7 protein-coding genes and 1 pseudogene are annotated in these 12,910 nt (G+C 61.2%); 6 read left to right on the top strand and 2 right to left on the bottom strand.

Features of this window, described 5'->3' with window-relative positions; translation table 11 throughout:
- From YA0848_RS08995 to YA0848_RS09015, 5 genes and pseudogenes are all read left to right on the top strand, one after another.
- Entirely contained in the window at positions 1 to 1,560 is a 1,560-nt protein-coding gene (locus YA0848_RS08995; protein WP_047881440.1) for an SPOR domain-containing protein, read from the top strand.
- A 352-nt stretch (positions 1,561 to 1,912) separates the two neighbouring features.
- Positions 1,913 to 6,358 carry a glutamate synthase large subunit gene (gene gltB, locus YA0848_RS09000; protein WP_040265781.1) on the top strand — a complete coding sequence of 1,482 codons (4,446 nt, stop codon included), beginning with the start codon at positions 1,913 to 1,915 and terminating at the stop codon, positions 6,356 to 6,358.
- Between the two features lie 32 nt (positions 6,359 to 6,390).
- Complete coding sequence (locus YA0848_RS09005) at positions 6,391 to 7,809, top strand: FAD-dependent oxidoreductase (protein WP_034095515.1); 1,419 nt, start codon at positions 6,391 to 6,393, stop codon at positions 7,807 to 7,809.
- A 275-nt stretch (positions 7,810 to 8,084) separates the two neighbouring features.
- A complete protein-coding gene (hemE, locus tag YA0848_RS09010) occupies positions 8,085 to 9,152 on the top strand; it encodes a uroporphyrinogen decarboxylase (RefSeq protein WP_034095516.1) in 1,068 nt (355 codons plus the stop codon).
- A 193-nt stretch (positions 9,153 to 9,345) separates the two neighbouring features.
- Positions 9,346 to 9,834 (top strand): annotated as a pseudogene (locus YA0848_RS09015) (cytochrome b/b6 domain-containing protein); the annotation flags it as partial.
- 35 nt (positions 9,835 to 9,869) lie between these two features.
- On the opposite strand, the gene YA0848_RS09020 reads toward YA0848_RS09015, so the two are convergent.
- Positions 9,870 to 11,090, bottom strand: coding sequence for an MFS transporter (locus YA0848_RS09020; RefSeq protein WP_232925083.1), 1,221 nt, complete (start codon positions 11,088 to 11,090; stop codon positions 9,870 to 9,872).
- A 172-nt stretch (positions 11,091 to 11,262) separates the two neighbouring features.
- Between YA0848_RS09020 and YA0848_RS09025 the strand changes: the two genes are divergently transcribed.
- Positions 11,263 to 12,156 (top strand): LysR family transcriptional regulator, encoded by an 894-nt coding sequence (locus tag YA0848_RS09025; RefSeq protein ID WP_034095518.1) that lies wholly within the window; start codon positions 11,263 to 11,265, stop codon positions 12,154 to 12,156.
- A gap of 299 nt (positions 12,157 to 12,455) precedes the next feature.
- Here YA0848_RS09025 and YA0848_RS09030 read toward each other — a convergent pair whose 3' ends face one another.
- Entirely contained in the window at positions 12,456 to 12,908 is a 453-nt protein-coding gene (locus YA0848_RS09030; protein WP_169902965.1) for a hypothetical protein, read from the bottom strand.
- Between the last annotated feature and the right edge of the window lie 2 nt (positions 12,909 to 12,910).

Here is a 12,910-nt window from a genome sequence, read left to right on the forward strand (position 1 = left end):
ATGACTAGTTTGCATGCCGACGAGGCGTTCCTCGGCCATTACCAGTTAAGCCACGACCCTTTCGCTCCACGGGTGCCTGGTTTCAAATTTTTCCCGGCCCAGCGCAAGCCGGTGCTGGGACAGCTTCACCATCTCGCGCGCTATAGCCAACTGCTGCTGGTAGTGACCGGTCCCTTGGGCAGCGGCAAGACCTTGCTGCGCCAGGCTCTGGTAGCCAGTACCAATAAGCAATCGGTGCAGAGCGTGGTGGTGTCGGCCCGTGGTGCCACCGATGCGGCCGGTGTTCTGAGCCAGGTAGCCCAGGCGCTGGACGTGTCCACTGCCGAGCCGAGCGCAATCCTCAAGCAGGTGGTGCAGTTGGGTCTGACCGGCCAGGAAGTCTATCTGCTGGTGGACGATGCCGAGCAGCTCGACGAGTCGGCGCTGGAAGCCCTGCTGGCGCTGGCCGCGGGCACGCCGGAGGGTCGCCCTCATGTGTTCCTGTTTGGTGAGTCTTCGTTGATCGCCGATCTTGAGCAGATCAGCGGCGATCAGGAGCTGTTCCACGTTATCGAATTGCAGCCCTACGAAGAAGAAGAGACCCGCGAATACCTGGCTCAGCGCCTCGAAGGCGCGGGGGCCGGCATCGAACTTTTCTCCGCTGCGCAGATCTCTGATATTCACGAAAGCGCAGGCGGCTGGCCTGGCAACATCAACCAGGTTGCCCGCGATGCCATGATCGAAGCCATGATTGCCAGCCGCTCTGCGGTCAAGCGTCCAAAGATGGGGTTCACTATGCCGAAGAAGCACGTACTGGCCATTTCCGCAGTGGTCGTGGTCGCCGTTGCCGCCGCCTGGTTGATCCCGGGTCGCAGCAAGGCACCTACTACTGCCGGCACGCCTGCCGAGCAGGCGCAATTGCCGCTGGGCAAGCCAACGCCGAATGTGGAGTTCGCCAACTCTGGTCAGCCGACCAATCTGCCGATGGTGGGCCAGCCGGTGATGCGTGGCCCGCTCGCCGAAGAGGCCGGCGGCATTTCCGAAGGCGACGACGGCGTGCCGGTGGAAGGCTCCAGCGCCACGCCGCCGACCGTGACCACCACCGCACCGCCTGCAGGCGTGCCTGCGGGTCAGCCTGCGGCGAACCCAGCGCCGACTGTCGCTACCGCCAAACCTGCACCGGTCACCAAGCCTGCGGTCGCAGTGCCCACTCCAGCACCAGCTGCCAAACCGGCGCCAGTGACCAAGCCTGCTGAAAAGCCGGCCGCTACCGTGGCCAAGGCCGGCACCGCCGGCAGCAGCTGGTACGCCAGCCAGCCGAGCGGCAATTTCGTGGTACAGATCCTCGGCACCAGCTCCGAAGCCAATGCCCAGGCGTTCGTCAAAGAGCAGGGCGGCGAGTACCGTTATTTCAAGAAAGTGCTCAACGGCAAGCCTCTCTATGTGATCACCTACGGCAACTTCTCCAGCCGTGCGGCAGCTGATTCTGCCATCAAAGCCTTGCCAGCGAAGGTTCAGGCTGGTAAACCTTGGCCTCGCACTGTTGCCAGCGTTCAACAAGAACTGGCAGCAACTCGCTGAAGATCCGGCGGCCTTACCCAGGCCGCCCTCCCGGCACCTCAAAAAAAAATCGCATGGCGTGCAGTCTCTAGGGACCGCGCGCTTTGTGGTGTCTGCGTCACAGTAGCTTTTGAGTCGTAGCGGTCAGAATTAAAAAAGTTTTGACTAGCACAGCATATCGCTTTAAACCTTTCATAAATGCGACATAGATTTGCGACATTTCGTCGCTAAATTTGTGAGCGTCTGTGTCGGTGTGTACAATGACCTCCCTTTTGCCCCCGCTAAGCCGGCGTACGTTCGGCGTGGAAGGTAACCGGTTGAATTGAAAAGAAATTTGCCTCGGTATAAGAGGCAGCCTGGTGAGAAAGTGTCTATGAAAGCAGGTCTGTACCAACCCGATGAATTCAAGGATAACTGCGGATTCGGCCTGATAGCCCATATGCAGGGCGAGCCCAGTCATACCCTTCTGCAAACGGCCATCGAGGCCCTGACCTGCATGACCCACCGTGGTGGGATCAACGCCGACGGCAAGACCGGTGACGGTTGTGGCTTGCTGATTCAAAAGCCCGACCAGTTCCTGCGCGCTGTCGCCAAAGAGCATTTCGCGATCGACCTGCCCAAGCAATATGCGGTGGGCATGGTGTTCTTCAACCAGGACCCGGTCAAAGCCGAAGCCGCTCGCGAAAACATGAACCGCGAAATCGTCGCCGCCGGTCTGCAACTGGTCGGCTGGCGCAAAGTGCCGATCGATACCAGCGTACTCGGCCGTCTGGCCCTGGAGCGTCTGCCGCAGATCGAACAGGTGTTCATCGCCGGCGATGGCCTGAGCGACCAGGACATGGCGATCAAGCTGTTCACTTCCCGTCGTCGCTCGTCCGTGGCCAATGCTGCCGACACTGACCACTACATCTGCAGCTTTTCCCACAAGACCATCATTTATAAAGGCCTGATGATGCCGGCGGACCTCACCGCCTTCTATCCGGACCTGAGCGATGAGCGCCTGCAAACCGCGATCTGCGTGTTCCACCAGCGCTTCTCCACCAACACCCTGCCGAAATGGCCGCTGGCCCAGCCATTCCGCTTTCTCGCCCACAACGGCGAGATCAACACCATTACCGGCAACCGCAACTGGGCCGTGGCCCGTCGCACCAAGTTCGCCAACGACCTGATGGACCTGGAAGAACTCGGCCCGCTGGTCAACCGCGTGGGTTCCGACTCCTCCAGCATGGACAACATGCTCGAACTGATGGTCACCGGCGGCATCGACCTGTTCCGTGGCGTACGCATGATCATTCCGCCTGCGTGGCAGAACGTCGAGACCATGGACCCGGATCTGCGTGCATTCTACGAGTACAACTCGATGCACATGGAACCGTGGGACGGCCCGGCCGGCGTGGTGATGACCGACGGTCGCTATGCGGTGTGCCTGCTCGACCGTAACGGTCTGCGCCCGGCGCGTTGGGTCACCACCACCAACGGTTTTATTACCCTGGCGTCGGAGATCGGCGTATGGGACTACAAGCCTGAAGACGTGATCGCCAAAGGCCGCGTAGGCCCTGGCCAGATCCTGGCCGTGGACACCGAAACCGGGCAGATCCTCGACACCGACGCTATCGACAACCGCTTGAAGTCTCGGCATCCGTACAAGCAATGGCTGCGCAAGAACGCCCTGCGCATCCAGGCGACCATGGAAGACAACGACCACGGTTCGGCCTTCTACGACATCGACCAGCTCAAGCAGTACATGAAGATGTACCAGGTCACGTTCGAAGAGCGCGACCAGGTGCTGCGTCCGCTCGGTGAGCAAGGCTACGAGGCGGTCGGCTCCATGGGCGACGACACGCCGATGGCCGTGCTGTCCCAGCGCGTGCGCACGCCGTACGACTATTTCCGCCAGCAGTTCGCCCAGGTGACCAACCCACCGATCGACCCGCTGCGTGAAGCCATCGTGATGTCCCTGGAAGTGTGCCTCGGTGCCGAGCGCAACATCTTCCAGGAGTCGCCTGAGCACGCCTCTCGCGTGATCCTCAGCTCGCCGGTCATTTCCCCGGCGAAGTGGCGCTCGCTGATGACCCTGGATCGCCCAGGCTTCGACCGCCAGATCATCGACCTGAACTACGACGAGAGCCTCGGCCTCGAAGCCGCCGTGCGCAATGTCGCCGACCAGGCTGAAGAAGCCGTGCGCGCCGGTCGTACCCAGATCGTGCTGACCGACCGCCATATCGCCCCGGGCAAGTTGCCGATCCATGCTTCGCTGGCCACCGGTGCGGTGCACCACCGTCTGACCGAAAAAGGCCTGCGTTGCGACTCCAACATTCTTGTGGAAACCGCCACCGCTCGCGACCCGCATCATTTTGCGGTGTTGATCGGCTTCGGCGCCTCGGCGGTGTACCCGTTCCTGGCCTACGAAGTGCTAGGTGACCTGATCCGTACCGGTGAAGTACTGGGCGACCTCTATGAGGTGTTCAAGAACTACCGCAAGGGCATCACCAAGGGCTTGCTGAAGATCCTGTCGAAGATGGGCATCTCCACCGTGACCTCTTATCGCGGTGCGCAACTGTTCGAGGCCATCGGCCTGTCCGAAGAAGTCTGCGAACTGAGCTTCCGTGGCGTGCCGAGCCGCATCAAGGGCGCGCGTTTCGTCGACATCGAAGCCGAGCAGAAAGCCCTGGCGGCCGAAGCCTGGAGCGCACGCAAGCCGATCCAGCAAGGCGGCCTGCTCAAGTTCGTACACGGTGGCGAATACCACGCCTACAACCCGGATGTGGTCAGCACCCTGCAAGCCGCTGTGCAACAGGGCGACTACGCCAAATTCAAGGAATACACGAGCCTGGTGGATAACCGCCCGGTGTCGATGATCCGCGACTTGCTCAAGGTCAAGACCCTGGACACGCCGATGGACATCAGCGAGGTCGAACCGCTGGAGTCGATCCTCAAGCGCTTTGACTCTGCGGGTATTTCCCTCGGCGCCTTGTCGCCCGAAGCCCACGAAGCCCTGGCCGAAGCCATGAACCGCCTGGGTGCGCGTTCCAACTCCGGCGAAGGCGGCGAAGACCCGGCACGCTACGGCACCATCAAGAGCTCGAAAATCAAGCAGGTCGCCACTGGCCGTTTCGGTGTGACCCCGGAATACCTGGTCAACGCCGAAGTGCTGCAGATCAAAGTCGCCCAGGGCGCCAAGCCCGGTGAGGGCGGCCAGTTGCCGGGCGGTAAGGTCAACGGTCTGATCGCTAAGCTGCGTTATGCGGTGCCTGGCGTAACCCTGATTTCGCCGCCGCCGCACCACGACATCTACTCGATCGAGGATTTGTCGCAGCTGATTTTCGACCTCAAACAAGTCAACCCGCAGGCGCTGGTCTCGGTGAAACTGGTGGCGGAAGCCGGCGTGGGTACCATCGCCGCCGGTGTGGCCAAAGCCTATGCCGACCTGATCACCATCTCCGGCTACGACGGCGGCACCGGCGCATCGCCGCTGACCTCCATCAAGTACGCCGGCGCGCCGTGGGAACTGGGCCTGGCCGAAACCCACCAGACCCTGCGCGGCAACGACCTGCGTGGCAAAGTGCGGGTGCAGACCGACGGCGGCCTGAAAACCGGCCTGGACGTGATCAAGGCCGCGATTCTCGGCGCCGAGAGCTTCGGCTTCGGCACCGCGCCGATGATCGCCCTGGGCTGCAAATACCTGCGTATCTGCCACCTGAACAACTGCGCCACCGGCGTCGCCACTCAGAACGAGAAGCTGCGCAAGGATCACTACATCGGCACCGTCGACATGGTGGTGAACTTTTTCACCTACGTTGCCGAAGAGACCCGGGAGTGGCTGGCCAAGCTGGGCGTGCGCTCGCTGGAAGAACTGATTGGCCGTACCGATCTGCTGGACGTGCTTGAAGGCCAGACCGCTAAGCAACAGCACCTGGACCTCACGCCGCTGTTGGGCAGCGATCACATCCCGGCCGACAAACCGCAGTTCTGCGGCGTCGACCGCAACCCGCCGTTCGACAAGGGCCTGCTGGCCGAGAAAATGGTGGAGATGGCCGCATCGTCGATCAACGACGCCAGCGGTGGCGAATTCGCCTTGGATATCTGCAACTGCGACCGTTCCATCGGCGCGCGCATCTCCGGCGAAATCGCGCGCAAGCACGGCAACCAGGGTATGGCGAAAGCGCCGATCACCTTCCGTTTCAAGGGTACGGCGGGCCAAAGCTTCGGCGTGTGGAACGCCGGCGGCCTGCATATGTACCTGGAAGGCGATGCCAACGACTACGTGGGTAAGGGCATGACCGGCGGCAAGCTGGTCATCGTTCCGCCTAAGGGCAGCATCTACAAGACCCAGGACAGTGCCATCATCGGCAACACCTGCTTGTACGGCGCCACGGGCGGCAAGCTGTTCGCCGCCGGTACGGCCGGTGAGCGTTTTGCCGTGCGTAACTCCGGTGCCCACACGGTGGTGGAAGGTACTGGCGATCACTGCTGCGAGTACATGACCGGGGGCTTTGTCGCGGTACTGGGCAAGACCGGTTACAACTTTGGTTCGGGCATGACCGGCGGTTTCGCCTACGTGCTGGATCAGGACAACACCTTCGTCGACAAGGTCAACCACGAGTTGGTCGAGATCCAGCGGATCAGCGGCGAAGCCATGGAATCCTACCGGAACCACTTGCAGCACGTGCTGGACGAGTACGTCGAGGAAACCGGCAGCGAATGGGGTCGCAACCTCGCCGAGAATCTCGATGATTACCTGCGTCGTTTCTGGCTGGTCAAGCCCAAGGCTGCCAACCTGAAATCGTTGCTTTCCAGCATCCGTGCCAACCCGCAGTGATATGCGCCTGAAGAGTTTGATGAGGTTTTAACATGGCTGAACGTCTGAATAACGACTTCCAGTTCATCGATGTCGGGCGCAAAGATCCGAAGAAGAAACTGTTGCGTCAACGCAAGAAAGAGTTCGTGGAAATCTACGAACCCTTCAAACCCCAGCACTCGGCCGAACAGGCCCACCGTTGCCTGGGCTGCGGTAACCCGTATTGCGAATGGAAGTGCCCGGTGCACAACTTCATTCCCAACTGGCTGAAGTTGGTGGCCGAGGGCAACATCCTCGCTGCCGCCGAACTGTCGCACCAGACCAACACCTTGCCGGAAGTGTGCGGCCGGGTGTGCCCACAGGATCGTCTGTGCGAGGGTGCCTGCACCCTTAACGACGGTTTCGGCGCGGTGACCATCGGCTCGGTGGAGAAGTACATCACCGACACCGCCTTTGCCATGGGCTGGCGCCCGGACATGTCCAAGGTCAAGCCCACCGGCAAGCGCGTGGCGATCATCGGCGCGGGCCCGGCGGGCCTGGGTTGTGCAGACGTGCTGGTGCGTGGCGGCGTGACCCCGGTGGTGTTCGACAAGAACCCGGAAATCGGCGGCCTGCTGACCTTCGGCATCCCCGAGTTCAAGCTGGAAAAAACCGTACTGAGCAACCGGCGCGAAGTGTTCACCGGCATGGGCATTGAGTTCCGCCTGAACACCGAAGTCGGCAAAGACGTGACCATGGAGCAACTGCTCGCCGAATACGATGCGGTGTTCATGGGCATGGGCACCTACACCTACATGAAGGGCGGTTTTGCCGGTGAGGACCTGCCGGGTGTGTACGACGCGCTCGACTTCTTGATCGCCAACGTCAATCGCAACCTGGGCTTTGAAAAGTCGCCGGAAGACTTCGTCGACATGAAAGGCAAGAAGGTCGTGGTACTCGGCGGTGGCGACACGGCGATGGACTGCAACCGCACCTCGATCCGCCAGGGCGCCAAGTCGGTGACCTGTGCGTATCGTCGCGACGAAGCCAACATGCCGGGATCGCGCAAAGAGGTGAAGAACGCCAAGGAAGAAGGCGTGAAATTCCTCTACAACCGCCAGCCGATCGCCATCGTCGGTGAAGACCGCGTCGAGGGCGTCAAGGTGGTCGAGACCCGTCTCGGCGAACCGGATGCCCGTGGCCGTCGTAGCCCCGAGCCGATTCCGGGTTCCGAAGAGATCATCCCGGCTGACGCCGTGGTCATCGCCTTCGGTTTCCGTCCAAGCCCGGCGCCGTGGTTCGAGCAGTTCCAGATCCAGACCGATAGCCAGGGCCGCGTCGTCGCCCCGGAACAAGGCCAGTACAAGCACCAGACCAGCAACCCGAAAATCTTCGCCGGTGGCGACATGGTGCGTGGGTCCGACCTGGTGGTGACGGCGATCTTCGAAGGCCGTAATGCCGCCGAAGGCATCCTGGACTACCTGCAAGTCTGACCCCGATCCCGGGTTGAAATGGGATCAAAAGGTGGGAGGGGGCTTGCTGTGGTGAGCGGGCTTGTCCCGCGCCGGGCTGCGAAGCAGCCCCTTTGATCTGCGGTGAACGGTCACCAGATTCATTGGCTGACACACTGCAATCGGGGGCAAGCCCCCTCCCACATAGGTTCCAGATATTGTCGTAAATCAACCCGATAGACAAAAGGCACCGCTCTTGCCGTGCCTTTTGTGTCGCGCTCTGAGAAAATGCCCGCACTTTTTTTGCGGATGCCGACATGACTGCCCTCAAGAACGACCGTTTCCTTCGTGCCCTGCTCAAGCAGCCCGTAGACGTCACCCCGGTATGGATGATGCGTCAAGCCGGGCGCTATCTGCCGGAATACCGCGCCAGCCGCGCCCACGCCGGCGACTTCATGAGCCTGTGCATGAACCCGGCGTTCGCCTGCGAAGTCACGATGCAGCCGCTGGACCGCTATCCACAACTGGACGCGGCCATTCTGTTCTCCGATATCCTCACCATCCCCGATGCCATGGGCCAAGGCCTGTACTTCGAAACCGGCGAAGGCCCGCGTTTCAAGAAAGTCGTCAGCACCCTGGCCGACATCGAAGCCCTGCCGATTCCCGATCCGCACAAAGACCTGGGCTATGTGATGGACGCGGTCAGCACCATCCGCCGCGAGCTTAACGGCCGCGTGCCGCTGATCGGCTTCTCCGGCAGCCCGTGGACCCTGGCGACCTACATGGTCGAAGGTGGCTCGTCGAAAGACTTCCGCAAGACCAAGGCCATGCTCTACGACAATCCACAAGCCATGCACCTGCTGCTGGACAAGCTGGCCCAGTCGGTGACGTCTTACCTGAACGGCCAGATCATGGCCGGTGCGCAAGCGGTGCAGATTTTCGATACCTGGGGCGGCAACCTGTCAGCTGCGGCTTACCAGGAGTTTTCCCTGGCCTACATGCGCAAAATCGTCAGCGGCCTGATCCGTGAACACGAAGGCCGCAAGGTGCCGGTGATTCTGTTCACCAAGAACGGCGGCCTGTGGCTGGAAAGCATCGCCGATGCTGGCGCGGACGCCCTGGGCCTGGATTGGACCTGTGATATCGGCGACGCCCGTCGCCGGGTCGGCGATAAGGTCGCGCTGCAAGGCAACATGGACCCGACCGTGCTGTACGCCAAGCCGGAAGCGATCCGCGCCGAAGTCGGCCGTATCCTGGCCAGCTACGGCAAAGGCACCGGGCATGTGTTCAACCTGGGCCACGGCATCACCCCGGAGGTAAACCCGGACCACGCCGGCGCTTTCCTGCAAGCAGTGCACGAGCTGTCCGCGCAATACCACCAGTAACATCCCGCCTCAAGCGAGCCGCCCTCTGTCTGGCAGAGGGCGGCTCGTTGCGCTTCAGCGTTTGTTAAGTCCTGCCTTGGTACGCTGCCGAGGTTGGGATTTCTCCTACAGCCTTCGGTAACTGCCTCGGTAAAAATCCTACCCGACTCTTCAGCTCGCCAGTGATTGGCGTTTATTGTCAGGTGATATCAGGATGAACACTTCAGCGTATTCAACGGGCCAGAAACTCCTGCATTGGATTTCGGCCGTCATCATTCTGTGGGCATTGTTATCCGGTTTTTTCGTCGCCGTGTTCGGTGTGCCGGCGTCGATCAAGGCGTGGGTCGCGTTCTTCAATGTGTCGTTGACCACCGCCTATATCCCGATCTTCGTGTTGCGGGTGTTCTGCTCTTTCAGCCACGGCCTGGATTTTTCAAGCAAACGCACGGTGCAGGAGTACCTGGCGTTGCTGGTGCACAAGGCTATGTACCTGGTGCTGGCCGTGGTGTTGGCGACGGGTGTGCTGATGATGGACCGCCCGATCAATCTCTTTAACCTGATGTCCATTGCGCCTTTTGAGAGCGACGCGGCGCGCATCGCTCTCTACACCCTCGTGCATGTGCTGTCGTGCGTGGCGTTATTGCTGATGCTGGTGCTGCATATCGGCGCGGTGGTGATGCATGAGCGTCGCGGTAAACGGGTAATGGCGCGGATGTCGTTTACGCAGCCGAAGGTGCCTCAGGCCGAAGCCAGCGGCGGTAACTTGGCCAGCCTCAACGCCACCAGCAACGCCCCGGTCAGCAAGGTCAGGATAAACGCGCCGATGCCATTCCAACCGGCAAAGTGCCAGAAGAACCCGCCTGCCGTGCCGGCGATACTGGAGCCGGCGTAGTAGCAGAACAGGTACAGCGAGGAAGCCTGGCCCTTAGCCTTGGTGGCCCGGCGGCCGATCCAACTGCTGGCCACCGAGTGGGCACCGAAGAAGCCAAAGGTGAACACCAACATGCCCGGCACCACCAGCCATAACGGCGATAGCAGGGTCATGGCCATGCCGCCGAGCATCACCAGGATGGTGGCCCACAGCACGCGCCGGCGTCCGAGGCGGTCGGCCAGCGAGCCGATCTTCGCCGAGCTGTAGATGCCCGAGAGGTACACCAGCGACAGCAGACCCACCACGGCCTGGCTCAGGTCGTACGGATCGGCCAGCAAGCGATAGCCGATGTAGTTGAACAGCGTCACGAACGCGCCCATCAGCAGAAAGGCTTCAAGGAACAGCCATGGCAGGCCGGCATCCTTGAAGTGCATGACGAAGCCTTCCAACAGGCTGCGCGGCCGCAAACTACGGGGGCGGAAATTGCGCGATTCGGGCAGGATTTTCCAGAACACCGTCGCGGCGATCAGTGCCAGGGCGCCGATGATCAGCATCGCGGTGTGCCAACTGACGAAATCGATTAACACGCCGATGATCAACCGCCCGCTCATGCCCCCGATCGCGTTGCCGCCGATATACAAACCCATGGCCAGACCGATGTGTTGAGGGTGAATCTCTTCGCTCAAATACGTCATGGCCACGGCCGCCAAGCCACTGAGCGACAGCCCCACCAGCGCGCGCATCAATAGGATGCCTTCCCAGGACGGCATCAGGCCGCTGGCGATGGTGGCAAACGCGGCACAGAACAACGCGGCCACCATCACCGGTTTACGCCCCAGGGTGTCGGAAATCGGCCCGGTGATCAGCAGCCCCAGCGCCAGCATTGCCGTGGAAACCGAGAGCACCAGGCTGCTCTGCGCCGCATTGATGGAGAATTCATGGGACAGCGCCGGCATCATCGGTTGTACGCAATACAGCAGGGCAAACGTGGCGAAGCCGCCGGAGAACAGCGCGAGCACCGTGCGCATGAACAGCGGTGTGCCTTTTTCGATGTACTCGTCTTTGAGTTGAGCCACCACCTCATCCAGGGCGGTGGGTGGAAGATCATGAGCGAGTGGCGCAACAGCAGATTTCACAGGAACCTCGGGGGAGCAAAAGCCTGCCAGGCGGGCAATGGAAAAAAGAATATAGCTGGCTAATGATTCTTTCCAATATATTGTTCGACCTGTTTGATAGCTTAAACGACCTAATGAGGTAGGCATGGAATTGCGACATCTGCGGTACTTCATCGCGGTCGCCGAAGAATTGCACTTCGGCCGCGCCGCGCAGGTGCTGGGCATCTCGCAACCGCCCCTGAGCCAGCAGATTCAGGCATTGGAGCATGAGGTGGGGGCGCGGTTGTTCGAGCGTACCAATCGTCGGGTCGAGCTGAGCGAGGCCGGGCGCCTGTTTCTGCAAGAGGCACGCCTTGTGTTGGCCCAAGTCGATAAAGCCGCGGACGTGGCGCGGCGTGCGCAGTTGGGCGAACTGGGGGAATTGAAGATTGGCTTCACATCATCGGCGCCGTTCAATGCCAGCATTCCCCAAGCCATCTTTGCGTTCCGCCAGGCGTTCCCGGCGGTTCACCTCAACCTGCAGGAAATGAGCAGCACCGAGGTGGCCGAGTCGCTGGTGGATGAGTCGATTCAGGTCGGGCTGATGCGACCGTTGCCTTTGCCGGATTCGTTGGCTGTGATCGAGCTGATGCGAGAACCGCTGGTGGCCGTGTTAAGCGCCGGCCACCCCCTGGCGCAAGGCTCCGAGCGTGGTTTGCACCTGGCGCAATTGGCGGAAGAACCGTTTGTGTTTTTCCCACGCAGTTACGGTAGTGGCTTATACGCCCAACTGCTCAACCTGGCCCGCGACGCCGGCTTCAGCCCGCGCTTCGCTCAGGAAGCGGGTGAGGCCATGACGATTATCGGGTTGGTGGCGGCGGGGTTAGGCGTGTCGGTACTGCCGGCGTCGTATCAGCGCATCCGCATCGATGGCGTGGTGTATCGCACCTTGCTGGACCCGGAGGCGGTGACGTCAGTGTGGCTGGTGCAACGCAAGAGCGCACAAACGCCAATGGGCAAGGCATTCGTGGAATTGCTCACGCGCAAGGCCACGCAGTAATCGTCGAGCCGCCCGAAAAGGGGCCGCTGCGCGCCCCAGCGCGAGGCAAGCTCGCTCACCACAGAGGTTGTCTCACTACATAGGTTGCCTCACCACAAGGTTGTCTCACTACATAGGTGAGGCTTCCTACGGTGAGTCCGGTTGTTGTGGTGAGCGGGCTTGCCCCGCGCTGGGCTGGGCCGCCGCCCCCATCCCATGTGCCAGTTGAACGGCATCGGTTGAAAAAGGGGCCGCTGCAAAAATGCTCGGCTTATCACCACATAAGATGGGCCGACCATCGAAGGGGGTAGTGCTTGGCCTCAGTTCTGCTTTGAGGTGCCGGTCTGCTCAAACAACTGCGCCGCTGACCCTGCCTCGCCACTCACACCATTGCTGCGCAAGCCTGCCTTGATGTCGTTATCCAGGTTGTTCACCCAACGGTTGTAGTTGCGATGGATCTTGCCGTCCTTGTAGCCCAGGTCGCGGCTGTCGCGGTAGGTGATGGCGTAGCTGCTGCGGGTGTAGCGGATGTCGATTTCAGCGTGGTACTGGCCGCGCACGGTGATTTCGGCCTGCACCAGTTGCGGGCTCAGGCGTTGCACGGTCCATTCGCGTTTCTGCAAGGCGTTGACGATCACCTGCTTCATTTTTTCTTCGCTGACCTGCGTTCCGGCCGGTAGCTCACTGTGAGGGTTGAGCACCGGTTTGCTGGTGCAACCGGCGGCGCTCAGCAGGGCCAACGTGATGAAGGTGGCGCGTAGCAAGGAAGACATTC

This window comes from Pseudomonas sp. S4_EA_1b, from assembly GCF_016307435.1.
Taxonomy (GTDB): Bacteria; Pseudomonadota; Gammaproteobacteria; order Pseudomonadales; family Pseudomonadaceae; genus Aquipseudomonas; species Aquipseudomonas rhodesiae.

Coding starts and splice junctions, on each gene's coding strand:
- YA0848_RS08995 (WP_047881440.1), top strand. CDS start 1: ATGACTAGTTTGCATGCCGACGAGGCGTTCCTCGGCCATTACCAGTTA.
- YA0848_RS09005 (WP_034095515.1), top strand. CDS start 6,391: ATGGCTGAACGTCTGAATAACGACTTCCAGTTCATCGATGTCGGGCGC.
- YA0848_RS09025 (WP_034095518.1), top strand. CDS start 11,263: ATGGAATTGCGACATCTGCGGTACTTCATCGCGGTCGCCGAAGAATTG.
- gltB (WP_040265781.1), top strand. CDS start 1,913: ATGAAAGCAGGTCTGTACCAACCCGATGAATTCAAGGATAACTGCGGA.
- YA0848_RS09030 (WP_169902965.1), bottom strand. CDS start 12,908: ATGTCTTCCTTGCTACGCGCCACCTTCATCACGTTGGCCCTGCTGAGC.
- hemE (WP_034095516.1), top strand. CDS start 8,085: ATGACTGCCCTCAAGAACGACCGTTTCCTTCGTGCCCTGCTCAAGCAG.